Below are 24360 nucleotides of genomic sequence, written 5' to 3' on the forward strand. Positions count from 1 at the left end.
ATGGGCTATAGCCAAGCGGTAAGGCAACGGACTTTGACTCCGTCATGCGCTGGTTCGAATCCAGCTAGCCCAGCCATTTACGAGCCATTAGCTCAGTTGGTAGAGCATCTGACTTTTAATCAGAGGGTCGAAGGTTCGAGTCCTTCATGGCTCACTTTTGTTTTTTCCGCGCGGTCGTGGCGGAACGGCAGACGCGCTAGGTTGAGGGCCTAGTGGGGGAAACCCCGTGGAGGTTCAAGTCCTCTCGGCCGCATCAAAAAAATCTTAAAAAAGTACTTGCATTTGAAAATGTAGTATGATAAGATAATTGAGTCGCCAAATTACAACGACGAAAAAACATCATGAATAAGCGCCCGTAGCTCAATTGGATAGAGCGTTTGACTACGGATCAAGAGGTTAGGGGTTCGACTCCTCTCGGGCGCGCCAATTACGGGAAGTGGCTCAGCTTGGTAGAGCACCTGGTTTGGGACCAGGGGGTCGCAGGTTCAAATCCTGTCTTCCCGATATTCCCAAAAAACATGGGGCCTTAGCTCAGCTGGGAGAGCGCCTGCCTTGCACGCAGGAGGTCAGCGGTTCGATCCCGCTAGGCTCCACTTATATTAATATCATTTATGGCGGTGTAGCTCAGCTGGCTAGAGCGTACGGTTCATACCCGTGAGGTCGGGGGTTCGATCCCCTCCGCCGCTACCATAAAGGACCTTTAGCTCAGCTGGTTAGAGCAGACGGCTCATAACCGTCCGGTCGTAGGTTCGAGTCCTACAAGGTCCACCATTAGACGTATATATCTCGGAGGTATACCCAAGTTCGGCTGAAGGGATCGGTCTTGAAAACCGACAGGCGGCGAGAGTCGCGCGGGGGTTCGAATCCCTCTACCTCCTCCATTTTTTCTAAAGTAAATANTGGGGCCTTAGCTCAGCTGGGAGAGCGCCTGCCTTGCACGCAGGAGGTCAGCGGTTCGATCCCGCTAGGCTCCACTTTATTTAATATATGTCTCGGAGGTATACCCAAGTTCGGCTGAAGGGATCGGTCTTGAAAACCGACAGGCGGTGAGAATCGCGCGGGGGTTCGAATCCCTCTACCTCCTCCATTTTTTCTTTAATGGTTTAGACATATCATAATAAAATATTTATTTTTTCCTTCATGGAGGTATACCCAAGTTCGGCTGAAGGGATCGGTCTTGAAAACCGACAGGCGGTGAGAGTCGCGCGGGGGTTCGAATCCCTCTACCTCCTCCATTTTTTAAAACTTTATATTGTCGCGGGGTGGAGCAGCACGGTAGCTCGTCGGGCTCATAACCCGAAGGTCGCAGGTTCAAATCCTGTCCCCGCAACCAAATGGTCCCGTGGTGTAGTGGTTAACATGCCTGCCTGTCACGCAGGAGATCGCCGGTTCGACCCCGGTCGGGACCGCCATTTATGAAGGCTCGGTAGCTCAGTCGGTAGAGCAGAGGACTGAAAATCCTCGTGTCGGCGGTTCGATTCCGTCCCGAGCCACCATTTTTTTATGCCGGCTTAGCTCAATTGGTAGAGCAACTGACTTGTAATCAGTAGGTTGGGGGTTCAAGTCCTCTAGCCGGCACCACTTTCAAAATGAGCCATTAGCTCAGTTGGTAGAGCATCTGACTTTTAATCAGAGGGTCGAAGGTTCGAGTCCTTCATGGCTCACCATTTACAATTTAATGCGGGTGTAGTTTAGTGGTAAAACAAGAGCCTTCCAAGCTCTGGTCGAGAGTTCGATTCTCTTCACCCGCTTTTCAATTATGGGCCTATAGCTCAGCTGGTTAGAGCGCACGCCTGATAAGCGTGAGGTCGATGGTTCGAGTCCATTTAGGCCCACCATATATTATTCCGCAGTAGCTCAGTGGTAGAGCTATCGGCTGTTAACCGATCGGTCGTAGGTTCGAGTCCTACCTGCGGAGCCATATTTATAGAGAAGTACCCAAGTGGCTCAAGGGGCTCCCCTGCTAAGGGAGTAGATCGCGAACGCGGTGCGAGGGTTCGAATCCCTTCTTCTCTGCCAGAACTGGCCCGTTGGTCAAGTGGTTAAGACACCGCCCTTTCACGGCGGTAACACGGGTTCGAATCCCGTACGGGTCATACAAAAAGAGTCAGCATTATGCTGGCTCTTTTTTATTTTGTTAATCCTTTTTATTACGTTACTTTCCAGAAATAAATAAAGGAATTTTGGAAAAGCTATGGTATGTATAAAAAGGAGGAAATCATAATGACACGAGTGAGAGACTTAATGAGTACCCATATTGTACATTGTACACCGCTAGACAATGTATATGAGGCAGCTGTAAAAATGAAGGAAGAATCGGTTGGATTAATTCCTGTTGTTGAAAATGAGCAAGTTGTTGGGCTTGTTACTGATCGTGATTTAGTCGTTCGAGGGATTGCTGAAAAACATCCTGGATCTAATAAGATTACAAATGTAATGACAACAAATATTATCTCAGTTTCTCCAAATGATTCTATTGAAAAAGCTACAGAGCTAATGGCACAGCATCAAATTAGACGATTACCAGTAGTTGATAGTGGTCAACTTATTGGCATGTTAGCACTAGGAGATTTAGCTATAAGGGAATCAGCAGATGATCAAGCTGGATTTGCCTTGAGCGAAATCTCAGAGCGTACAGAGTAAATTGAAACTTTCATTAACCGAGAGTTTAATGGTCACTCATAAAGAGCTAAATTATATATAAATTTCAGATACATTATTCTAGTATATATGGATTAAACTAATATGTTAGCGTGATGTATCTGAGACATTATATAATAAGTATGTGGTTAATAATTTCGACATTTTTTTAAAATTTGTTATTCTTAATTTTTAATAAGAGAAAAGATGATATACTGATAGATATAAGTATTATGAGGGATTTTGAATATAACAATATTAATTTTTAGTGGTGCGATAATAAATTAATATTTCCTACATAGATGAAAAGGGAAGGGGAATTATATGAAGGCTGTACAGGGCGATCCAAATTGGAATTTGGTTACAGATACATATATAGAACCAAATAATTTCGCTGAATTATTTTCTTTGCTTGTACCTTGTCACCCAAAAGGTGAGGGGAAAGAACGAACTATATTAGTATGGAAAGAGAAAGAATTTTATAAAGAAGAAAATTTAGCGGCATTTATCGTATATGGCATGAATAAAGCAAAGAAATTACCGCAGTTTCATAAAGATGAAATTCCAACTTTAGTGCGTATTCTTCGCTTATGCCAAGAGATTGGTTGGTATGAAGAGGCAAATGATTTTATGATAGCGCAAGGATTAGCTGAGTTTGTTCATACTTCATTGGAATATGAAACATGGGATCTTTTGACGCAATCAGTTGCTTTAAATTATTTAATTATTAAATATCGTATAGGTGAATTGACAGATAGGGATATTGAAATTTGGGATAGAGTTAAATTTAATGAGAAGTGTATAACCGATTGTAAACATTTATTATCTCATAAAGAAGTATTGGAATTTACATTCTTTTATATGTGCAAGAGAGCGAAATCATTATCAAAAGAGCAATTAAATAGTGATATGATGAGTTTAGCAATGTATTGTAATACTTTTGTATATGATTTGTATACACATGATTTATTACGGAAATATCGTAAGTGTACAGATTTCCTATCATATTATGGACCTAGTCAGGCAGTTTTAGCATGTCAAAGAGCTGTATTATCTCAAATTTCCGATCGCTTAGACCCATTAAAGACAACGCATGTAGATGATTATTTATATGTGATGAAAGAAATGATGGAGCATATGACGATAGGAGTAATGGATCGATATGGTCATTTTATTGGAAAGCTACTATCTTATGTGCCATTTTTCGAAATGATACAAGTTCCACAGCATGCATATTATTGTGAAGAACTACTGTATATTTGTAAGGGCATTGAATATAAAGAAGAAACACTACGCAATTATATATTTATACAATTACATGATTGTTTACCATCATTCTTTAGGCTATTTCTTAAAAATAAGCGTTACGCAACGATTCATGATATTCTTTTCTATTGGTGCGATGACGAACAGCGAATGAGCTTAGAGAAAAAATATAACCTGAGCTTTATTTATGAAAAATATGCTTGTGGATAAACAATATTTTCGATATGAAAAATTAATATAAATTAAAAAGGATCTCCAGTTTATGTGAGATCCTTTTTTGTTAGTAAAACAAGGAGAAAGTGATTAAGACAAGAAACAACATTCCATATAGGAGAAGTTGTGCAGTATAACTTCCTTGTATACCAAAAAAAGTATTGGCTTTCTTATACAAATTCAATATGTATTTTATTGGAGTATCTTTGAAAGATTGGTACACAGTGTCTCCTCTTTCTAAGCTTCTTGTTTTTGTTTTTGATTATAAGGGACATTAATATATCTAGCTACAAATAATAAAACAGCCATAAAGAATACTGGAAATACAGTAGATAAATAAAAGCCATTACTAATTATATTTGTTATGAGAGCACTCAAAAGAAAAATAGCATTATAAATATGGGCAATTTTTTGTTTTAGTTGCACTTGAAATGATTCCATCATAATTTCTAATGCAACAAAAGCAATAATAATAGATAAAAATACAATGTTTGTATTGTAAATGATTAAACAACAGATTAAACCTAAAAAGGCTACGTATTCAATTATAAGAGGTATATTGCGTGGCATACAATTTACCTAACTAAATATGGCAGTGGATTTACTGCATTTGTTTTTTCAAAATTCCATTCTCCATTATGTAATTCAAAATGAAGATGTTGCCCGTATGAATGACCTGTGTTTCCCATATGACCTATTAATTGTCCAGTTTGTACTTGATCACCAGCTTGTACAGTGCGATCCTTCATATGAGCATAAACAGTTGTATATAATTTCCCATTGATTTGATGCGCAATGAAAACAACATTGCCATAGCTAGCTGAATAATAAGATTTCACAACTTTACCTGCAGCAGCAGCTTGGATAGAGACGTTTCCTGGAGCGGCAATATCTATACCATAATGCATTTGTTCCCAGCGTATATCAAAGGTTGAGCTAATTCTTCCTTGAGCGGGGAATTTGAAAGCAGCTGGAATTGATGAAGGCTGATCTGTTTTAGCTTGTGGTTGATTTTGTACTACATAGTGTTTTGCTACATATCCGTATCCTGTGCCAAAACGAATTTTATACCAAGTACCTACAGTTTCTACTACTTGTACTTGTGTACCGTTTTGTAATGAACCGAGTAGAGCGCTACTTGTACTAGCGGTGCTACGTACATTTAGATTAGGTGTTGCAACAGTATATTTTGTATTATTTTGAACGGTGATTCCTTTTACTAAGGGTTGTGAACCATTAGAGATGAATGCTTTTTGTACGTAACCTGTTTGGCCATTATGTGATATTTTATACCATTCGCCTTGATCTTCTTGAACGGTAATAAACTTACCATTTGGTAATACATCTAAAATGGAAGATTCTAAATTAGGTTCAGAGCGAACGTTTAATGCATTAGCATTAACGATGTATTGATCATTAGATTGAAGTTTGTTTTTTAGTAAAATAGCATCTTTTTGTACATAACCTACTTTATTATGAACAGATACTTTATACCAACCATTAGTTGTTTCAAGGATGTTCACTTTTGTATTAAAGCGAATTGTATCAATTGATGTGCTTTTTACGTTATCTTCTGTATGTAATGCTACTTGATCGACTTTGACATACCCAGTTTTAATATTAGATAATTGTTCAGCGTTTGCTTTTTGTACATTTGTTTCACCCATAGAAGGAAGTAAAGAAGCAATCGCTACAGTAGTTGCTGTTAAAGCAGTAGCTTTCATATTCATGGAATAGAGACCTCCTCTAGTTGTATAGTTGTAATTTTATTATAGTATAAAGATATAATATAGTGGGGGTATTCACATAAATGTAATATGAAATCAATATAAAAATAAATTTTTTGAAGATAATGATTCCTTTTTATACAATTAATCGGGGTTTTATTTTCTAAAATAGAATGTATGTATTGTATAATTTTGACATTATGTTGATAATTAAGAAAATTAAAAAAGTTGATGATGTCTTATTAGGGTGTTATACTGACAGTGATAATTTTATAGTTTGCTAGGAGAGCTGGTGTTGCCAGCTGAGAGTAGGCCGTAAGCCTTTGATCCTTTTTATTACCTGATCTAGATTATGCTAGCGTAGGGAAGCAATTCGGACACTAACAATGAGTCCCCGTTTCTTTGCGTATAGAAACGGGGCTTTTTTATTTGAAAATTTCATATTGAAACCACTAGGGGTGCTTGACTTGCTGAGAGAGGAATAATCCTTAACCCTTACAACACCTGATCTAGGTAATACTAGCGAAGGGAAGTGGAACATCGAATAAATGTATAACTTTATTTGCTGTAACCACTTCTTATATATAGAAGTGGTTTTTTATTTAGATACATATATTGAAAGGGGATAGAGAAATGAAATTTTGCGATAGATTATTAGAAACTGTGCAACCGGTATGGGAGATGAGTCATAATCATCCGTTTGTAGTGGGTATGGGAGATGGCACGTTAGAAAAAGATAAATTCCAGTATTATATTATTCAAGATTATTTATATCTGCTAGATTATGCAAAGTTATATGCGATTGGTGTTGTAAAAGCAACGAATCCACAAGTAATGGGAAAGTTCGCTGAACAAATTGATGGAATATTAAATGGCGAAATGACAATCCATAAACAATATGCAAAAAGACTTGGAATTTCTATAGAGGAGATAGAGTCTGCGAAACCATCTGCTAAAAATTTAGCTTATACAAATTACATGATGTTTGTATCTCAAAATGGCACACTTGCGGAATTAATAGCAGCGCTTCTTCCATGTATGTGGAGCTATTGGGAAATTGGAAAGCGTTTAAATGATATTCCTGGAGCAAGAGATCATGAGTTTTTTGGTGAGTGGATTCAAGGATATAGTTCGGAAGAATACGGTAATCTTTGTATTTGGTTAATAGATTTATTAAATGAAATGGCAGTTGGAAAGTCTGAGAAAGAACTAGAAAGATTAGAGGAGATTTTCTTAAATTCCAGTCGATTTGAATATTTATTCTGGGATATGTCCTATCGTAAGGAGATGTGGGGATTTGAGGAGCAAGAACATACTACAGTTTCATAATGTTTCTTTTCATTACGATGAGAAACCAATCATCCATGAATTAAATGCTTCTATACATGAGAAAGAGTTTGTCAGTATTATCGGACCGAGTGGATGTGGGAAAAGTACTTTATTTCGCCTTATTACAGGTTTAGAAAAGGTAAGTATTGGACAGATAGAACTGACAGAAACAAAGCACCATCCTGTAGGATATATGCCGCAAAAAGATATGCTTTTGCCGTGGAGAACAATTATTAAGAATGCTGCCCTGCCGTTAGAGTGCCAAGGTGTACAGAAGAAAGAAGCAGAAGTAAAGGCAAAGGAACTGTTACATAAATTTGGTTTGCAAGGGTATGAGACAAAATATCCGAAAGATTTATCTGGTGGTATGAGACAACGTGTATCTTTTATTCGAACTTTATTAACAGGCGGGGAGATATTGCTGTTAGATGAACCATTTAGTGCGTTGGATGCTTTAACGAAGGCCTCTTTGCAAGAATGGTTGTTTGAACAATGGCAAGAGTGGGAAAAAACAATTTTATTCATTACTCATGATGTTGAAGAAGCGTTATTTCTTTCAAACCGAGTTTTAGTAGTGGAACAGCAGCCGATAACGACTTTGACTGAACGGACTGTACCGCTTGATCATAACAGAACACGAAAAGATTTATATAAACCGGAAGTATTAGCGCTGAAAGATGAGCTTCTTAGTATGTTACAAAGGCAGGTACTTGTGTGATGAACCGATTGAAAGAATTAGTTCCTGCTATTACACTTTCTAGTATTTTACTAGCTGTGTGGGAAATAGGAGCAAGAATTGTAGATGAGATGTACATTTTACCGTCACCTTCTGCGATTTTAATGAAGATATGGAAACTAAAAGACATATTATTTACAGTTCATTTACCTGCAACGTTATACGTCGTTTTAATAGGTGTTGTTATCTCTATCGTATTAGGTGTAGGGCTAGCGATGTTAATGAATGCGAGTACATGGATGGAGAGAGCATTTTATCCATTATTAGTTGCTTCACAAACGATTCCGATTACTGCGCTTGCTCCGCTATTTGTTTTATGGTTTGGATATACAATTTGGAGTAAGGTTGTTGTCACAGTTTTAATTACGTTTTTCCCAATTGCGGTCAATACGTATGATGGACTGCGTAGTACGAAAAAAGAATGGGAGGAGCTCTTAGTTACATATGGAGCAACAAAAAGAGATATTTTTCTTAAATTAAAGTTGCCGTCTGCTCTTCCTTATTTTTTCTCAGCTTTAAAAATTGCAGTTCCGCTTAGTGTTATCGGAGCAGCAATTGGAGAATGGCTCGGTGCACAAGCTGGGCTTGGATATTTCAGTAAGAGAATGATGACGCAGTTAGATGGAGCTGGCGTATTTGCACCTATTGTATTGTTATCATTATTAGCTATTTTCTTCGTCGTAATTATTTCCATATTAGAAAAGAAATTCATTAGTTGGAGGAAGCATTCATGAAATTTTTAAAGCGCATCTTTGTGTTTACATTATTAATTGCAATAATTGCAGGGTGTTCGAGTAATTCAGCATCAGACAAAAGTAAAAAAGAGAAAGAAATAACAGTCATGTTAGATTGGTATCCAAATGCGGTACATAGCTTTATCTATGCAGCAATTGAAAAAGGATACTTTAAAGAAGAAGGTGTAAAGGTAAATATTAAATTCCCTTCTAATCCGACTGATCCATTAACGCTGGCAGCAGCAGGGAAGGTGACAGTGGGCTTGTATTATCAGCCAGATGTTGTTATGGCGAGAGCGAATGAGCAAATTCCAGTGAAATCAATTGGGGCTGTCGTACGTTCACCATTAAATCATGTTGTATCACTGAAATCAGCGGGCATTCAATCACCGAAAGATTTAGAAGGAAAAACAGTAGGATACTCTGGAACACCATTAAGTGAGATGTATTTAAAAACGATGGTAAAAGAAGCTGGTGGTAATCCTGATACAGTGAAAGTAGTAGATGTTGGCTTTGATTTAGTACCAGCATTAATTACGAAGAAAGTAGATGCGGTAACAGGGGCATACATTAACCATGAAGTACCTGTTATGCGTCATGAAGGCCATGAACCAGCGTACTTTAATCCAGCTGATTACGGAGTACCAAACTATCATGAGCTTGTGTTTGTAACAGGTGATAAAACGTTGAAAAAAGATAAAGAGGCGTTGCAAGCTTTCTTACGTGGTACGAAAAAAGGCTATGATTTCATGAAGAAAAACCCAGATGAAGCATTGAATATTTTATTAAATCATCAAGAAAAAGAAAACTTCCCACTTGTGCCAGAAGTTGAAAAGGAAAGTATGAAAATTTTATTAGAGAAGATGGAAACGAAAGATGAGCCATTCTTATCAGATTCAAAAGAATCTTGGGAGAAACAAAATAAGTGGCTGAAGGACAAAGGAATGACGAAAGAAACCGTCCCAGCCGATGAATTATTCGAAAATATTTTAAAGTAGGCGAATGAATATGAAAAATGAGCTCCACGTAATCTCAAATGGCCATATGCCATTCGAAGAGTTAGTGAATGTAGCGATGCAAATTGAGAGTGAGATTGATTATTTGCATATTCGTGAGCGTGAGAAGAGTACGAAGGAATTATATGAAGGTGTGGAAAGTCTATTAATGGAGGGCTTTCCGGCTTCTAAAATTGTCATAAACGATCGAATTGATATTGCAATTTTATTAAATATTCCTCGTGTTCAACTAGGATATCGAAGTACAGATGTAAAGTCAGTGAAAGAAAAGTTTTCGTATTTGCATGTCGGTTATTCTGTGCATTCGCTAGATGAAGCAATAGTAGCTTTTAAAAATGGAGCGGATTCACTCGTTTATGGCCATGTATTTCCGACAGATTGTAAAAAAGGTGTGCCAGCGAGAGGGCTTGAAGAAATTTCAGACATTGCAAGGTGTTTATCTATACCGATTACAGCAATTGGAGGAATTACCCCAGAAAACACAGTGGATGTTCTTACTAACGGTGTAAGCGGTATAGCAGTTATGTCTGGAATTGTAAGTAGTAGTAACCCGTATAGCAAAGCGAAATCTTATAAGGAATCAATAAGAAAGTGGGCGGAAAAACATGTGTGAGAAGTATGATGTAGCGATTATTGGTGGTGGTGTAATTGGTAGTTCAATTGCACATTTTCTAGCAGAAAGAGGACATAAAGTAGCGATTGTGGAGAAGCAAAGTATTGCATCGGAAGCTTCAAAAGCAGCTGCTGGTTTACTTGGTGTTCAGGCAGAATGGGATGCGTATGATCCGCTATTTGAACTTGCTAGAGAAAGCCGAGCTATATTTCCACAACTTGCAGCAGTTTTACGTGAAAAGACGGGTGTTGATATTGGATATGAAGAAAAAGGAATTTATCGTATTGCTCAAAATGAAGATGAGAAGGAAAGAATTCTTCACATTATGGATTGGCAGCAGAAAACAGGTGAAGATTCTTATTTTCTAACGGGAGACCATGTGCGGGAAAAAGAGCCATATCTATCCGAATCTATTATAGGAGCAGTATATTATCCGAAAGACGGTCATGTTATTGCACCAGAGCTTACGAAAGCATTCGCACATTCTGCAGCGATTTCCGGTGCTGATATATATGAACAGACAGAAGTATTTGATATCCGTATTGAAAATAATAAAGTGACTGGAGTTATTACAAGTGAAGGTATTGTCACATGTGAGAAAGTCGTTATTGCAGGAGGTTCATGGAGCACGAAGTTACTCAGTTATTTTCACCGCGATTGGGGTACATATCCAGTTAAAGGAGAAGTGGTTGCGGTAAGAAGTAGAAAACAACTTTTAAAAGCACCTATTTTTCAAGAAAGATTTTACATTACTCCAAAGCGCGGTGGACGTTACGTAATTGGGGCAACAATGAAGCCACATACGTTCAATAAAACTGTGCAGCCAGAAAGTATAACTTCTATATTAGAGCGTGCTTATACAATATTGCCAGCTTTAAAAGAAGCAGAATGGGAAAGCACGTGGGCAGGATTAAGACCACAATCGAATCATGAAGCTCCTTATATGGGAGAGCATGAAGAAATAAAAGGTTTATATGCTTGCACGGGCCATTATCGAAACGGTATTTTATTAAGTCCTATTTCTGGCCAATATATGGCTGATTTAATAGAAGGAAAGCAAGAGAATCATTTGCTAGATTCATTGCTTTCTAGAAGAGTTTAGAAAGGGGATGGAAGTTTGAATTTAAAAATTAATGGTAACCAAATTGAAGTGCCAGCGAGTGTAAAAACAGTAGCTGAGCTACTTACACATTTAGAGCTAGATAACAGAATTGTTGTAGTAGAGCGTAATAAAGATATTTTACAAAAAGATGATCATACAGATACATCTGTTTTTGATGGAGACCAAATTGAGATTGTAACTTTCGTAGGAGGCGGTTGATTATGTTAAACATTGGACCATTTTCATTTCATTCTAGACTTTTATTAGGAACAGGTAAATTCCCTGATTTTGACGTACAGCAAAAGGCAATTGACGTTTCTGAAGCTGAAATTTTAACGTTTGCAGTACGTCGTATGGATATCTTTGATGCAAAGCAACCTAATTTATTAGAGAAACTTGATGTGAAAAAATATACGTTATTACCAAATACAGCAGGAGCAAAAAACGCTGAAGAGGCTGTTCGTATTGCAAAATTAGCAAAAGCTTCTGGGCTTTGTGACATGATAAAGGTAGAAGTTATTGGTGATGATAGAACGTTATTACCTGATCCGGTAGAAACATTAAAGGCATCTGAAATGTTACTGGAAGAAGGATTTATCGTACTTCCGTATACATCTGATGATGTTGTATTAGCACGTAAATTACAAGAGCTTGGCGTGCATGCGATTATGCCAGGAGCATCTCCAATCGGATCAGGACTTGGTATTGTAAATCCATTAAATTTGAGCTTCATTATTGAACAAGCGACAGTACCAGTTATCGTTGATGCCGGTATTGGTAGCCCAGCTGATGCGGCATTTGCAATGGAATTAGGAGCAGATGGCGTGTTATTAAATACAGCTGTATCAGGAGCAAAAGATCCTATTAAAATGGCACAAGCAATGAAATTAAGTATTGAAGCAGGCCGTTTAGGATTTGAAGCAGGTCGCATTGCACGTAAGCGTTGTGCAACTGCAAGTAGTCCTTTAGAAGGAATGAGCGTAGTTGAATAATCGATATTCTCGCCAAGAACTATTTTCTCCAATTGGAGAAGAAGGACAGCAAAAGATAAGAGAAAAGCATGTGCTTATTATCGGTGCAGGTGCATTAGGTAGTGCAAATGCAGAGATGTTTGTAAGAGCAGGTGTTGGCAAGATAACAATTGTTGACCGTGATTATGTAGATTGGAGTAATTTACAAAGACAACAATTGTATGCAGAGAGCGACGTAAAGAATAATCTTCCAAAAGCTATAGCGGCTAAAAAACGTTTAGAAGAGATTAATAGTGATGTAACAATAGAAGCTCTCGTTCAAGATGTAACAGCTGAAGAGCTAGAAGAACTTGTTATAAATGTTGATGTAATTATTGATGCGACTGATAATTTCGAAACGCGCTTTATTGTAAATGATATATCACAAAAATATTCTATTCCATGGATTTACGGTGCATGTGTAGGTAGTTACGGTCTTTCTTACACAATCCTTCCTAGTAAAACACCATGTTTATCATGTTTATTACAGTCGATTCCGCTTGGCGGGGCAACATGTGATACAGCGGGTATTATATCACCTGCTGTATCTCTTGTCGTTTCTCATCAAGTAACAGAAGCTCTTAAACTGTTAGTAGAAGATTACGAATCACTTCGAGATGGGCTTGTATCGTTTGATATGTGGAAGAATGAGTATTCATGTATGAATGTGCAAAAACTTCGCCAGCATAATTGTCCTTCATGCGGAGAGAATGCATTATATCCGTATTTAAATAAAGAAAACACATCAAAAACAGCAGTTTTATGCGGGCGAAATACAGTTCAAATTAGACCACCTCATAAAGATGAAATGAATTTTGAACAATATAAAGAGTTGTTGGAAGGTCGTGTAAATGATTTAAATATAAATCCATATTTACTATCATTTTCTGTTGAAGACAAGAGGTTAGTAGCCTTTAAAGATGGCCGTGTGCTCGTACATGGAACGAAAGATATAAGCGAAGCAAAAACGATTTATCATCGCTATTTTGGATAGAAAAGGATGAGTGGGATGAAAGTGAATAAAGCTTTAACAATTGCAGGGTCTGATAGCGGCGGCGGTGCTGGAATTCAGGCAGATTTAAAAACATTCCAAGAGCTTGGTGTATACGGAATGACGGCTATTACGGCAATTACTGCTCAAAACACGCTTGGCGTTCAAGGGGTATATCCTGTTCCATTAGAAGGTATTACAGAACAGCTGAATTCAATTGGTACGGATGTAACACCAGATGCAGTGAAACTAGGAATGTTATTTAGTAGTGAAATAATTCAAATTGTTGCAGAACAAATTAAAAAGTTTGGCTGGAATAATATTGTGCTAGATCCCGTTATGATTGCAAAAGGCGGTGCATCATTATTACAGCAAGAAGCAGTTCAAGCATTAAAAGAATATTTATTACCAGTAGCAACTGTTATAACACCGAATGTCCCAGAAGCAGAAGTGTTAACTGGGATGGAGATTCATAATGTTGAAGATAGTAAGGAAGCTGCAAAAATATTGCATGAATTAGGTGCTAAATATGTGCTTATGAAGGGCGGACATGCAGAATATCAAGGGAATGAAGTAATTGATTTCCTCTTTGATGGAGAAAAATTTATTGAGTTTAGAAGCGAGCGAATTCCTTCAAAGCAAACGCATGGAAGTGGGTGTACATTTGCTTCAGCGGTTACAGCAGGACTTGCGAAAGGATACTCAATTGAAGATGCTGTTCAAGAAGCAAAACGATTTATTAGTATAGCAATTGAAGAGCCATTGAATATTGGTAGTGGTCATGGACCGACGAATCATTTTGCGTATAAAGTGAATAGAACGCGTGTATAGATAAGTGAAAAGCCAGTTTTATAACTGGCTTTTTTTCTGTTTACTTTTTCAAAATACAGGAGTAATATATCAGCCAGAATACATTTTTTTGTAAACGCTGAGTCCAATTATATGGAGCGGAGGAACCAATTTGTGCAGTGTCACTAGGGGTGAATCTTTCAAGTTTGAAAGTAGGGCTACTCTCAAAGTCCGAATCCGACAGCTAACTTCGTAAGCGTCTTGAGAGAGGACGGTGCCATGATGGATACATCACTTCATCGATCTGATTAGTATAGGGGAATATCAATCTATGTTTGATTTCTTTTATACTAAGGAGGATGAGGTACATGGAACTAACACTTATTTGTGTTGGAGAAGAAAGTAAGGTAAATAGTTTAAGAGATTTAGTATCATTTCAACATGAGTTAATTATTTTTACAGCAAATGAAGAGATAGCGGCTGAAGTTAGGAATTGTGGGTTTGATTGGACTTATAGCTGCAGTAAGGAGCAGGACTTTACTAGTATTTGTGAGTGTATTAAGAAGGTGATTTTACTAGGGGATGAGCTTCCAATCGTTAGTTTTTTCACAGAACACATTCGCTTTTCTTTTCAAGCACCTATTACTGTTGTTACAAGGAATAAACGATATCCAGCGAGGCTCTATGAAACAATTGGAGCTAAGTTTGTCGTGTTTACAAATTGTGATAATATTTCCTTTTTATTTTTTGAATAGGGCGGGGGAAGAAATGATGAAGGTACTATTACTTGGAGATATAGCAAATCGTTGGGCAGTATCGGTAGAGCGAGTTCAAGAATTGGTTCAGATCGATCCCCTTTTTCCAGGGCCGTATATTATATTACCATCAAAAGATGCTTTGTATTTAGAGGTAGATATTACCGAGTATGAGCAGCTACATGCAGAATTGACACAAGTTTATATTCGCGGGAGAAATTTACGTGCATTTTTACGAGGAGAATAAAGGTTGAATAAAAAAGAGCGAATGCTGAGTGCAACAAGCTATGCACTTCATGTCATTCGCTCTTTTTATTTCATATTTAAAAGGTCATTTTTAAGAAAAGAGAAGAGAAATAAAGAAAAGAGATGAAATAATAGTAATAATCTTCAATGTAAGCGTTTAAATGAATGTAAATATTATTATTTTCAGTAATTTACTCCTTTACAAGTGAAATATAGAGGAGTATATTTACTCTCATAAATCATTCATAAAATTTCCAAAAAAACCTAAAATCGCTGAGTTCCAGAAATGGAGCGGGGGAACCAATTTTGTGCATCGTCACTTGGGGTGAATCTTTCAGTTTTGAAAGTAGGGCTACTCTTTAGGCCCGAATCCGACAGCTAACCTCGTAAGCGTTTAGAGAGGAGGTTTACTTTTTGTTGTTCATTTTTTGAACACTGAGTAGAGCTCAGTGTTCTTTTTTAATATTTAAATGGTAAATTTTAACAAAAATCAAAGCGAGGGATAGCTATGTTAGATGTTGTAATGGTCGGGATTTTTATTTTATTAGTTGCATCAATGGCAAGTCTTGCAAGTTGGTCAGATAAAGTTGTGAAAGAAGGAAAGCAATCATGATGATTGTCTTATCGGTTATTGTCGCAGCAATTACAGTGTATTTAGTGTATGCATTATTAAATCCAGAGAAGTTTTAATTAGGGGGAATCATTCATTATGATTTGGGTTGCAGTCATTATTACAATGCTCTTGTTTATTTTAGTAGCAAAGCCAACGGGGGTTTATTTAGAAAAAGCTTTTCAAGGTAGCAAAACGCTAGATAAAGTATTTGGGCCTTTTGAAAAACTTATTTTTAAAATTACGGGTGTAAAAGAATACAATCAAACGTGGAAACAGTACGCATTATCATTAGTTTTACTCAACGGATTTATGATTGTTGTTGTATATTTCATTTTCAGATTACAAGGTGTGCTGCCGTTAAATCCAGCGCATATTGAAGGGATGGAGCCTACGCTCGCTTTTAATACAGCGATTAGTTTTATGGCTGATACAAATTTACAGCATTATAGCGGTGAAAATGGTTTATCCTATTTATCACAATTAATCGGGATTACATTTTTAATGTTTGCGGCACCAGCAACGACATTAGCGCTCGTTATGGCTTTTATAAGAGGACTTGCTGGAAAAGAACTTGGTAACTTTTTCGTTGATTTTACGAGAGCGTTAACGAGAGTGTTTCTTCCTATTGCATTTATTGCGGCACTAGTTTTTGTCGCACTTGGCGTACCGCAAACGTTAGATGGGGCGGTTACAGCACAAACGATTGATGGGGCAAAGCAAAGTATATTACGTGGACCTGTTGCATCATTCGTTTCCATAAAGGAACTTGGAAATAACGGCGGTGGATTTTTCGGAGCGAACTCTACGCATCCTTTTGAAAATCCAGGACAAATGAGTAATATTTTGCAAATGATGCTTATGATGTTATTACCAACAGCACTTCCATTTACGTACGGACGAATGGTAGGAAATAAAAAACAAGGTCGCATCCTTTTCGTATCACTTTTTATGGTGTTTTTACTAGGATTTATAACGATTACGACATCTGAACTAAATGGGAATCCGGCATTAAATGGAATGGGTATCGAACATGTACAAGGAAGTACAGAAGGGAAAGAAGTACGATTTGGAACAGTATTTTCTTCACTATACGCAACGGTAACGACAGCTGCTGAAACAGGCGCTGTTAATACGATGCATGATACGTTAACACCAATTGGCGGTTTAGTTCCGCTTGTAAATATGATGTTAAATACTGTGTATGGCGGCGTTGGAGCAGGTTTTGTAAACATTATTATGTATGCAATTATCGCGGTGTTTATATCTGGGTTAATGGTTGGACGGACACCAGAGTTTTTAGGTAAAAAGATTGAAGGTAAGGAAATGAAATTAATCGCGGTCACGATTTTATTTCATCCATTGCTCATTTTAGGATTTTCGGCATTAGCTCTTTCAACAAATTTAGGGACGGATGCTATTTCTCATTCCGGTTTCCACGGTTTGACGCAAGTGGTATATGAATATACATCGTCAGCTGCGAATAACGGATCTGGATTTGAAGGATTAGGAGATAATACACCGTTTTGGAATATTACGACTGGTTTAGTTATGTTTTTAGGACGTTACTTCAGTTTAATTACGATGCTAGCTGTGGCAGCTTCATTGAAAGAAAAAACGGTAGTGCCAGAAACAGTCGGAACGTTCCGTACAGATAATAGTTTATTTGGTGGCATCTTCATCGGAACAATTGTAATTGTCGGTGCATTAACATTCTTCCCAATGTTAGTACTCGGTCCAATTGCAGAATTTCTTACATTGAAGTAATGGAGGGTAAATGATGAGACCGGTAGTAGTAAAAGAAAAACAATTAAATGAGTCCCAAATACATGCTGTAGAAGATGAAGTTAGACAAGCGAAAACGATGGATCGTGATATCGTAACACATGCGATGAAGCAATCCGTTGCGAAATTGAATCCGAAGGTCATGATAAAGAATCCGATTATGTTCGTTGTGGAAATTGGATTTATCATTACGTTCATTTTATCTTTTCTTCCAAGCAGTTCTAGTAGTATACCAGGATGGTTTAATATAACAGTTTCTCTCATTCTATTATTTACAGTTTTATTTGCGAATTTTGCAGAAGCATTAGCAGAAGGTCGTGGTAAAGCGCAAGCCGATTCTTTAAAGCAGTCGAAGAAAGATGTGTTTGCAAATGTAGTAAAAGAAAATGGAGACATTGTCCAAGTTTCAGCAACTGATCTTAGAAAAGGTGACGTTGTTATCGTAAAACAAGGAGAAATGATTCCAAGTGATGGCGAAGTAATCAAAGGATTAGCATCTGTAGATGAATCTGCAATTACAGGTGAATCAGCTCCTGTTATAAAAGAAGCAGGCGGTGATTTTTGTTCCGTAACAGGTGGAACGATGGTCGTAAGTGATGAAATTACAATTGTCATTACGAGTAACCCTGGTGAATCATTTATCGATAAAATGATTTCTTTAGTAGAAGGAGCTGCTCGTCAAAAAACGCCGAATGAGATTGCTTTAAATACAGTATTAACGAGCTTAACTCTTATTTTCTTGATCGTCGTTGTGACGTTGCCGATTTTTACAAATTATTTAGGTTTTCAAATTGATACTGCTGTACTTGTAGCGTTGTTAGTATGTTTAATTCCAACGACAATTGGTGGTTTGCTATCAGCGATTGGTATTGCTGGGATGGACCGGGTAACAAAATTTAACGTGTTAGCGATGTCAGGGAAAGCAGTAGAAGCTGCTGGCGATATTAATACAATTATTTTAGATAAAACAGGTACAATTACTTTTGGGAACCGAATGGCTCATACATTATTACCTGTAGGAAATGAAACGATTGAGCAAGTTGGAAAGTGGGCCGCTATTAGTTCTGTTTTAGATGAAACACCAGAAGGTCGATCTGTTATCGAGTATGTGCAGGGAAAATCTATATCATATAATAGAGAACTTGCAGAACAAGGTGAGTTTGTTCCGTTTAAAGCAGAAACGAGAATGAGTGGTGTTGATTTACAAGACGGAACGAAAGTGAGAAAAGGTGCTGTAGGTGCCGTTATTGAATGGGTTGAGTCACAAGGCGGAACAATTCCGAAAGATGTAAATCAAAAAGCAGACTTAATTTCAAAAGAGGGCGGAACACCACTTGTAGTTGCAGTAGATAATCGTATTTATGGCTTAATTTATTTAAAGGATACAGTAAAACCGGGTATGCGTGATCGTTTTGAACAGTTGCGCCAAATGGGGATTAAAACGGTTATGTGTACAGGTGATAATCCGTTAACAGCAGCAACGATTGCAAAAGAAGCTGGAGTAGATGAATTCGTTGCCGAGTGTAAACCGGAAGATAAAATTGCTGTTATTAAAGCAGAGCAAGATAAAGGGAAACTTGTAGCGATGACAGGTGATGGTACAAATGATGCTCCAGCATTAGCACAGGCGGACGTTGGATTAGCGATGAACAGTGGTACGACAGCAGCGAAAGAAGCGGCGAACATGATTGATCTAGACTCAAATCCAACGAAAATTATTGAGGTTGTAGGAATCGGTAAGCAATTGTTAATGACGCGAGGTGCTTTAACGACGTTTAGTATTGCGAATGATATAGCGAAATATTTTGCAATCATTCCAGCAATGTTTACACTTGCGATTCCGCAAATGGAAGCATTAAACATTATGAAACTAACATCACCACTGTCAGCAATTTTATCAGCATTAATATTTAACGCTGTTATTATTCCATTACTCATTCCGTTAGCGATGAAAGGTATTGCATATAAACCGATGAGTTCTAATGCATTGCTTAGCCGAAACTTACTTATTTATGGGCTTGGCGGAGTTATCGTTCCGTTCATTGGAATTAAGGTAATTGATATGATTGTCGGCTTGTTTATATAAGGAAGAGGGGAAAAAGATGGAGAAGAAACAAAGTATACTATCACCAATTATCCGTATTACTTTTACATTTCTAGTGTTGTGTGGACTTGTATACCCACTTATTGTTACTGGTATTGCACAAGCAGTAATGAAGGATAACGCGGATGGAAGTCTAATATATAATGATAAAAATGAAGTGATTGGTTCTAAATTAATTGGTCAAAACTTCACGGATCCACGTTATTTTCAAGGGCGTGTTTCTAGTATTGAATATAAGGCTGAAGCATCTGGTTCAAATAACTATGCACCATCTAATCCAGATTTAGCAAAGCGAGTAGAGAAAAGTATTGCGGACTGGAAGGAAAAAAATCCAGCTGTTCCGGTTACAGAAATACCAATAGATTTAGTGACAAATTCAGGTTCAGGGCTTGATCCTGATATTAGTCCAAAGGCGGCCGCGGTGCAGGTGGATCGCATCTCGAAATTAACAAATATTCCGAAAGAAAAACTTAATCAATTGATTAAAGATCAAACAGAAGGTGCTGCGCTTGGTTTATTTGGAGAGACCCGCGTAAACGTCTTAAAGCTAAATTTGGCATTACAGAAATTAATGAAATAGTAACAGTGCTACCTCAATCTAATGGATTGAGGTAGCGTTGTTTCGAATGAAAGGTAGTGTTTATTTTGTATGCAGATGATTATGAACCGAAGTTTCAAAGGCGAACGCCAGAGGAATATTTAGAATATATTCGTCAGCAAAATCGCGGAAAGTTAAAGCTATATGTAGGAGCAGCTCCAGGCGTAGGAAAAAGTTATAAAATGCTCTTTGATGCAAGGGAAATGAAAAAAGATGGAATTGATATTGTAATTGGTTTAATTGAAACGCATGGAAGAAAAGAGACGGAAGAAGCAATTGCTGATTTAGAAAAAGTTCCTTTGAAAGAAATACAGTATAAAGGAAAGGTATTTTATGAGCTTGATGTGGAAGGAATAAAAAAACGCGCGCCGCAAGTAGTTGTAGTGGATGAACTTGCGCATAGTAATGTTCCTGGTTCTAAACATAAGAAACGTTATATGGATGTGCAGGAATTGTTAGAGGCTGGTATATCGGTATTATCAGCTTTTAATATTCAACATTTAGAAAGTGTTCATGATATTGTAGCTCAAATTACGAATGTAAAAGTAAGAGAACGAATTCCAGATTTTATTTTACAAAAAGCAAATGAAATTCAGCTCGTTGATGCAACGCCCGAGGTATTAAGGAAGAGACTAATAGACGGAAAGATATATAAAGAAGAAAAAATTCAGCAAAGCTTACAAAACTTCTTTACACTTAATAATTTAGGAGCACTTAGGGAATTATCACTTCGAGAAGTTGCGGATGATATGGACGAGAAAATTAGCCAAACAGTAATAGAACCGATTGGCGTAAAAGAAAAAATTCTCGTTTGTGTACAATACAGTTCAACAGCGGAGAAATTAATACGACGGGGATGGCGCATGGCTGATCGGTTAAATGCTGAATTGTACGTATTAAACGTTGAGAGGGAAAATATAGATTCTATTTCAGCTGGAAAAAAGCAGACGATCGAAGAGTGGAAGGCGCTCACGAATCAATTTGATGCAAGTTTTGTATTAGAAGAAGCAAAGGGAAGAAAGCCAGCGGATGTTATTATTGAAGTCGCGAAAAGATTGCAAGTAACACAAATTTTACTTGGACAATCGGCTAGAACAAGGTGGGAAGAAATACGAAAAGGCTCTATTGTAAATGAAATTATGAGACAAACAAAGTATATTGATATTCATATTGTTGCGGATCAAAGAGGATAAATAGAGCCGACCTTTTTGGGGGCTCTATTTTGCTTTTTGTACAGAATGAAAACTTAGCATTTTCATTGTATATAAGATTACAAGTAAAAACATAATTGCGCCTAGGAAGAAAATCCAAAAGTAATTTTGGTTAAATAAAAGAAATCCACCTATAAGTGGCCCTGTGCCCATACCAAGATAGCGGATGAAGTTGTACATACCAATAGCTGTTGCGCGTTCTTGTACGAATTCTTCTGTTAATAAAGTAGTGTGAGTTGGCATAGAAAGTCCCATACTAAAACCGTACAAAGATGTAACGATAATGATGAATGGGATATTGATGTTATATGTGAAAGAGAATAAAACGACACATATAATATTGAAGAAACTCGTAATAAATAAAGCTTGCTTTGTTGTGAGGCGTTTTTGCAAAAATTTGTAGCAAAAACTTCCTAGCATGATAGAAAGAGACATTGGTACAAACATAAGACCAATTTTATTTACAGTTAAATGAAATGAATTTGTTAAAATACTCGGTAAAAAAACGAGAAAGCAAAAGTAAATACAAAATTGAATGAAGCCAATAAGAGTAATAGAAAATCCAGTTTTATTTTTTAAGATAAGAGAGTAAGTCTTTTGTGCTTTAGATTGTTTAATTATATTTGGCTTTGTTTCTGGGAGTAGTGAAATGTTTATAATTAATAAGATAATGCCAAGTGTAGATAAAAAGAGAAATACAGATAAGTGACCATTTATACTGCCAAGATAACCACCTATGAGAGGAGCCATTGCAGGTGCGAGGGCAAGTAACATTTGGTATAGGCTCATCGCTTCTCCGCGTTCTTTTCCTTCAAATAAATCGCCGATAATCGTTGCTGAAACTACAGGTATAGCCGCTATTCCTATAGCTTGAACAGCTCTAAAAAAGAGAAATAAATAAATGTTTGCCGAAAAGGCACATCCGATTGAACCAATTGTACTAATGACTAAACTAGGGATAAGGACAGATTTTCTCCCTTTTGTATCAATTAAAGGTCCATATACGAGCTGCATAATTGCAAGAACGAATGTGAAAAGTGAAACTGTTACATTTACAAGATAAAGAGAAGTGTGAAAAGAATTTTGAATCATCGGTAAGATAGGTGTGTAAATATTTTGAGCGAAGGAACCGAGTAAGGCACTAATACAGACAACATATAAAATAAAAGTTAGTTTAGAGTTTTTCATCATGTTAACCTCCTTGTGATTTAGTTTCCTCGGAAACTAAATTTATTTTAACATGATTTTCTTACTTGTAAAGATGAAAAAATGGTTTTAAAATGGTATATAGTTAAATTGTTTCTTTGGAAACTTAGGAGGCGAACGGATTGAAGCATGCAACGAAGCAAATGGAAATACTTTCGGACATTCGTACACTTTTGCATAAAAAAGAAGAACATTTAAAACGACAAAATGAGAAGTTTCTTCGTGAGACAGGCGTAAGTAGTATGTCTTTATCTGAGTTACATGTAATCGAATGTATCGGAAAAAATGGTTTGATGAATGTAACGGCAATTACGACAGAAATGGGCATGACGAAGGGAGCAATCTCTAAAATTTGTACAAAGTTGTTTCAAAAGCAATTCGTTGAGAAGATGCAAATGTTAGATAATCAAAAAGAAATCTTCTTCAGCTTAACGGAGAGTGGGAATGAAATATATAAAGCTCATGAAAAATTGCATAAGCAAGCTGAAGAAAAGTGGTTGTTACTTTTAGATGGATATACGAAAGAAGAGCAAGACTTTATTCAAAGGTTTATAAAGGATGTCTCCGGTCATTTGGAAATATAATTGGAAGAAAAAACTCCTTTTTCTCAAGACTTTTAAATATAATTTCTGAAAGAACTCATATATAATAGAAAAAGATACTTAACATGGTGAATAATTAAAGAGTCAATATATATAGAGGAGAGAGTAACATGCTTGAAAATACGGGGTTAGTATTAGAAGGCGGCGGTATGCGTGGTGTATACACGGGCGGGATATTAGAATACTTTATGGAACAAGATTTATATTTTCCATATGTAATCGGTGTATCAGCTGGTGCTTGTCATGCAGCGTCGTATCTTTCCAGACAAAGAAATAGAAATAAAACGGTCAATATTGAGTATGCATCACATCCGAAATATTTATCGTATAAAAACTTATGGAGAAAACGTCAGCTATTTGATATGGATTTCATTTTCCACGAAATTCCAGAAAAGCATGTGCCGTTTGATTTTGAAACATACTTTAATAGCCCAGAACGTTTCCTTGTAGGAACGACGGATTGTGAAACAGGACAGTCTGTTTATTTTGAAAAAGAAGGAACGAATGATGATGCACTAAATTTATTACAAGCGTCTAGTTCATTGCCTTTCATTGCACCAGTAGTAAATTATCGTGGTAAGCAACTGTTAGATGGCGGGATTTCTGATCCAATTCCAGTTCGTAAAGCACAGGAAGATGGATTTAAAAAATCAGTCGTAATTTTAACGAGAAATCATGGTTACGCAAAGAAAAAATCAAGATTTGGGTGGATTGCTGCGAAAGCTTATAAAAAATATCCGAACCTTGTGAACACGATGCTAAATCGTTATGAAGTGTATAATGAAACACTTCACTATATTGAAAAAGAAGAACAAGCTGGGAATTTATTTGTTATTCGTCCAGAAGTACCGCTTCAAGTAGATCGTATGGAAAAAGATACAGCAAAACTACAAAATCTATATGAGCAAGGCTATGAAGATGCAAAGAGACAGTTTGCAGATTTGCAGGCGTTCTTGCAAAAATAAATATTAGGCTGCGGAGAAGAATTTCTCTGTAGCCTTTTTATATTGCTTTTAAAAAAGGAAAGTAGAGCATCGAATTTCGATGCTCTACTTTTTATGTATAAAAAAATCCCTC

The 24360-nt window shown here is 37.0% G+C and carries 26 protein-coding genes, 22 tRNA genes and 4 riboswitches; of the genes, 45 read left to right on the forward strand and 3 right to left on the reverse strand.

The window, feature by feature from the left end; all coding sequences use genetic code 11:
- Position 1 precedes the first annotated feature (1 nt).
- The 24 genes from V6946_RS03755 to V6946_RS03870 all read left to right on the forward strand — a co-directional run bounded on the left by V6946_RS03755 (position 2) and on the right by V6946_RS03870 (position 4116).
- Positions 2–76, forward strand: a tRNA-Gln gene (locus tag V6946_RS03755).
- 5 nt (positions 77–81) lie between these two features.
- Positions 82–154: transfer RNA gene (locus V6946_RS03760), tRNA-Lys, on the forward strand.
- A gap of 16 nt (positions 155–170) precedes the next feature.
- Positions 171–253, forward strand: a tRNA-Leu gene (locus tag V6946_RS03765).
- 96 nt (positions 254–349) lie between these two features.
- Positions 350–426 (forward strand) — tRNA-Arg (locus V6946_RS03770).
- Between the two features lie 4 nt (positions 427–430).
- Positions 431–504 (forward strand) — tRNA-Pro (locus V6946_RS03775).
- Positions 505–520: 16 nt separating this feature from the next.
- Positions 521–593 (forward strand) — tRNA-Ala (locus tag V6946_RS03780).
- Between the two features lie 20 nt (positions 594–613).
- Positions 614–690 (forward strand) — tRNA-Met (locus V6946_RS03785).
- 4 nt (positions 691–694) lie between these two features.
- Positions 695–771: transfer RNA gene (locus tag V6946_RS03790), tRNA-Ile, on the forward strand.
- Between the two features lie 17 nt (positions 772–788).
- A tRNA-Ser gene (locus V6946_RS03795) sits at positions 789–881 on the forward strand.
- Between the two features lie 20 nt (positions 882–901).
- Positions 902–974, forward strand: a tRNA-Ala gene (locus V6946_RS03800).
- A 20-nt stretch (positions 975–994) separates the two neighbouring features.
- Positions 995–1087 (forward strand) — tRNA-Ser (locus V6946_RS03805).
- Between the two features lie 55 nt (positions 1088–1142).
- Positions 1143–1235 (forward strand) — tRNA-Ser (locus V6946_RS03810).
- Positions 1236–1256: 21 nt separating this feature from the next.
- A tRNA-Met gene (locus V6946_RS03815) sits at positions 1257–1333 on the forward strand.
- A 3-nt stretch (positions 1334–1336) separates the two neighbouring features.
- A tRNA-Asp gene (locus V6946_RS03820) sits at positions 1337–1412 on the forward strand.
- An 8-nt stretch (positions 1413–1420) separates the two neighbouring features.
- Positions 1421–1496, forward strand: a tRNA-Phe gene (locus V6946_RS03825).
- 9 nt (positions 1497–1505) lie between these two features.
- Positions 1506–1581, forward strand: a tRNA-Thr gene (locus V6946_RS03830).
- A gap of 10 nt (positions 1582–1591) precedes the next feature.
- A tRNA-Lys gene (locus V6946_RS03835) sits at positions 1592–1667 on the forward strand.
- A gap of 13 nt (positions 1668–1680) precedes the next feature.
- Positions 1681–1751: transfer RNA gene (locus tag V6946_RS03840), tRNA-Gly, on the forward strand.
- 10 nt (positions 1752–1761) lie between these two features.
- Positions 1762–1838: transfer RNA gene (locus V6946_RS03845), tRNA-Ile, on the forward strand.
- Positions 1839–1846: 8 nt separating this feature from the next.
- Positions 1847–1921: transfer RNA gene (locus tag V6946_RS03850), tRNA-Asn, on the forward strand.
- 7 nt (positions 1922–1928) lie between these two features.
- Positions 1929–2019 (forward strand) — tRNA-Ser (locus tag V6946_RS03855).
- A gap of 5 nt (positions 2020–2024) precedes the next feature.
- A tRNA-Glu gene (locus tag V6946_RS03860) sits at positions 2025–2096 on the forward strand.
- A 127-nt stretch (positions 2097–2223) separates the two neighbouring features.
- Positions 2224–2643, forward strand: a complete 420-nt coding sequence (locus tag V6946_RS03865) for a CBS domain-containing protein (protein ID WP_000199011.1) — start codon at positions 2224–2226, stop codon at positions 2641–2643.
- A 321-nt stretch (positions 2644–2964) separates the two neighbouring features.
- Positions 2965–4116, forward strand: coding sequence for a DUF3965 domain-containing protein (locus tag V6946_RS03870; protein ID WP_000648912.1), 1152 nt, complete (start codon positions 2965–2967; stop codon positions 4114–4116).
- A gap of 240 nt (positions 4117–4356) precedes the next feature.
- Here V6946_RS03870 and V6946_RS03875 read toward each other — a convergent pair whose 3' ends face one another.
- Both V6946_RS03875 and V6946_RS03880 read right to left on the reverse strand, forming a co-directional pair.
- Positions 4357–4689 carry a hypothetical protein gene (locus V6946_RS03875; protein ID WP_001137823.1) on the reverse strand — a complete coding sequence of 111 codons (333 nt, stop codon included), beginning with the start codon at positions 4687–4689 and terminating at the stop codon, positions 4357–4359.
- Positions 4690–4694: 5 nt separating this feature from the next.
- The gene (locus V6946_RS03880) at positions 4695–5849 is read right to left on the reverse strand and encodes an SH3 domain-containing protein (RefSeq protein ID WP_001056037.1); all 1155 of its coding nucleotides are present in this window, start codon (positions 5847–5849) and stop codon (positions 4695–4697) included.
- Between the two features lie 269 nt (positions 5850–6118).
- Positions 6119–6230, forward strand: a riboswitch (TPP riboswitch).
- A 60-nt stretch (positions 6231–6290) separates the two neighbouring features.
- Positions 6291–6394, forward strand: a riboswitch (TPP riboswitch).
- Positions 6395–6479: 85 nt separating this feature from the next.
- On the opposite strand from V6946_RS03880, the gene tenA reads away from it, so the two are divergent.
- From tenA to kdpDN, 19 genes are all read left to right on the forward strand, one after another.
- Positions 6480–7175, forward strand: a complete 696-nt coding sequence (gene tenA / locus V6946_RS03885; protein ID WP_366981809.1) for a thiaminase II — start codon at positions 6480–6482, stop codon at positions 7173–7175.
- Positions 7144–7893, forward strand: coding sequence for an ABC transporter ATP-binding protein (locus tag V6946_RS03890; RefSeq protein ID WP_006914710.1), 750 nt, complete (start codon positions 7144–7146; stop codon positions 7891–7893). The genes tenA and V6946_RS03890 overlap by 32 nt, the downstream gene beginning before the upstream one ends.
- Positions 7893–8645: an ABC transporter permease gene (locus V6946_RS03895; protein ID WP_001080853.1), complete on the forward strand. Its 753-nt coding sequence runs from the start codon at positions 7893–7895 to the stop codon at positions 8643–8645. The genes V6946_RS03890 and V6946_RS03895 overlap by 1 nt, the downstream gene beginning before the upstream one ends.
- Positions 8642–9643 (forward strand): ABC transporter substrate-binding protein, encoded by a 1002-nt coding sequence (locus V6946_RS03900; RefSeq protein WP_000670416.1) that lies wholly within the window; start codon positions 8642–8644, stop codon positions 9641–9643. Before V6946_RS03895 ends, V6946_RS03900 begins: the two co-directional genes overlap by 4 nt.
- Before the next feature lie 10 nt (positions 9644–9653).
- Entirely contained in the window at positions 9654–10274 is a 621-nt protein-coding gene (gene tenI / locus V6946_RS03905) for a thiazole tautomerase TenI (RefSeq protein ID WP_000787170.1), read from the forward strand.
- Complete coding sequence (gene thiO / locus V6946_RS03910) at positions 10267–11376, forward strand: glycine oxidase ThiO (RefSeq protein WP_000333287.1); 1110 nt, start codon at positions 10267–10269, stop codon at positions 11374–11376. Before tenI ends, thiO begins: the two co-directional genes overlap by 8 nt.
- Before the next feature lie 15 nt (positions 11377–11391).
- Entirely contained in the window at positions 11392–11595 is a 204-nt protein-coding gene (thiS, locus tag V6946_RS03915; protein ID WP_001049502.1) for a sulfur carrier protein ThiS, read from the forward strand.
- Between the two features lie 2 nt (positions 11596–11597).
- Positions 11598–12368, forward strand: a complete 771-nt coding sequence (thiG, locus tag V6946_RS03920) for a thiazole synthase (protein WP_000931981.1) — start codon at positions 11598–11600, stop codon at positions 12366–12368.
- On the forward strand, positions 12361–13380 hold the full coding sequence (thiF, locus tag V6946_RS03925; protein ID WP_001065417.1) for a thiazole biosynthesis adenylyltransferase ThiF: 1020 nt from the start codon (positions 12361–12363) through the stop codon (positions 13378–13380). The genes thiG and thiF overlap by 8 nt, the downstream gene beginning before the upstream one ends.
- A gap of 15 nt (positions 13381–13395) precedes the next feature.
- Positions 13396–14208 (forward strand): bifunctional hydroxymethylpyrimidine kinase/phosphomethylpyrimidine kinase, encoded by an 813-nt coding sequence (gene thiD, locus V6946_RS03930; protein ID WP_000867387.1) that lies wholly within the window; start codon positions 13396–13398, stop codon positions 14206–14208.
- Between the two features lie 85 nt (positions 14209–14293).
- A riboswitch (cyclic di-AMP (ydaO/yuaA leader) is annotated at positions 14294–14441 on the forward strand.
- A gap of 93 nt (positions 14442–14534) precedes the next feature.
- Positions 14535–14921 (forward strand): hypothetical protein, encoded by a 387-nt coding sequence (locus V6946_RS03935; RefSeq protein WP_000424090.1) that lies wholly within the window; start codon positions 14535–14537, stop codon positions 14919–14921.
- Between the two features lie 13 nt (positions 14922–14934).
- Positions 14935–15168 (forward strand): hypothetical protein, encoded by a 234-nt coding sequence (locus V6946_RS03940; protein WP_001985933.1) that lies wholly within the window; start codon positions 14935–14937, stop codon positions 15166–15168.
- 3 nt (positions 15169–15171) lie between these two features.
- Complete coding sequence (locus V6946_RS03945; RefSeq protein ID WP_269435330.1) at positions 15172–15294, forward strand: hypothetical protein; 123 nt, start codon at positions 15172–15174, stop codon at positions 15292–15294.
- Positions 15295–15428: 134 nt separating this feature from the next.
- Positions 15429–15574, forward strand: a riboswitch (cyclic di-AMP (ydaO/yuaA leader).
- Positions 15575–15675: 101 nt separating this feature from the next.
- The gene (locus V6946_RS03950; protein ID WP_000887894.1) at positions 15676–15780 is read left to right on the forward strand and encodes a SipW-dependent-type signal peptide-containing protein; all 105 of its coding nucleotides are present in this window, start codon (positions 15676–15678) and stop codon (positions 15778–15780) included.
- Positions 15780–15857, forward strand: coding sequence for a K(+)-transporting ATPase subunit F (gene kdpF, locus V6946_RS03955; RefSeq protein ID WP_223153441.1), 78 nt, complete (start codon positions 15780–15782; stop codon positions 15855–15857). Before V6946_RS03950 ends, kdpF begins: the two co-directional genes overlap by 1 nt.
- A 19-nt stretch (positions 15858–15876) precedes the next feature.
- The gene (gene kdpA / locus V6946_RS03960; RefSeq protein ID WP_006914749.1) at positions 15877–17544 is read left to right on the forward strand and encodes a potassium-transporting ATPase subunit KdpA; all 1668 of its coding nucleotides are present in this window, start codon (positions 15877–15879) and stop codon (positions 17542–17544) included.
- Between the two features lie 13 nt (positions 17545–17557).
- Positions 17558–19648 carry a potassium-transporting ATPase subunit KdpB gene (gene kdpB / locus V6946_RS03965; protein ID WP_001248002.1) on the forward strand — a complete coding sequence of 697 codons (2091 nt, stop codon included), beginning with the start codon at positions 17558–17560 and terminating at the stop codon, positions 19646–19648.
- A gap of 16 nt (positions 19649–19664) precedes the next feature.
- Positions 19665–20246 carry a K(+)-transporting ATPase subunit C gene (gene kdpC, locus V6946_RS03970; RefSeq protein ID WP_006914751.1) on the forward strand — a complete coding sequence of 194 codons (582 nt, stop codon included), beginning with the start codon at positions 19665–19667 and terminating at the stop codon, positions 20244–20246.
- Positions 20247–20302: 56 nt separating this feature from the next.
- Entirely contained in the window at positions 20303–21457 is a 1155-nt protein-coding gene (gene kdpDN, locus V6946_RS03975; RefSeq protein WP_074619043.1) for a KdpD-like non-kinase potassium sensor, read from the forward strand.
- A 24-nt stretch (positions 21458–21481) separates the two neighbouring features.
- Here kdpDN and V6946_RS03980 read toward each other — a convergent pair whose 3' ends face one another.
- Positions 21482–22663 (reverse strand): MFS transporter, encoded by a 1182-nt coding sequence (locus tag V6946_RS03980; protein ID WP_033691598.1) that lies wholly within the window; start codon positions 22661–22663, stop codon positions 21482–21484.
- Positions 22664–22803: 140 nt separating this feature from the next.
- Between V6946_RS03980 and V6946_RS03985 the strand changes: the two genes are divergently transcribed.
- A complete protein-coding gene (locus V6946_RS03985; RefSeq protein ID WP_000679681.1) occupies positions 22804–23265 on the forward strand; it encodes a MarR family transcriptional regulator in 462 nt (153 codons plus the stop codon).
- A 128-nt stretch (positions 23266–23393) separates the two neighbouring features.
- Positions 23394–24248, forward strand: coding sequence for a patatin family protein (locus tag V6946_RS03990; protein ID WP_006914761.1), 855 nt, complete (start codon positions 23394–23396; stop codon positions 24246–24248).
- Positions 24249–24360: the final 112 nt, after the last annotated feature.

It is taken from the genome of Bacillus sp. PPSBB_2 (genome assembly GCF_045291115.1).
GTDB lineage: Bacteria > Bacillota > Bacilli > Bacillales > Bacillaceae_G > Bacillus_A > Bacillus_A cereus.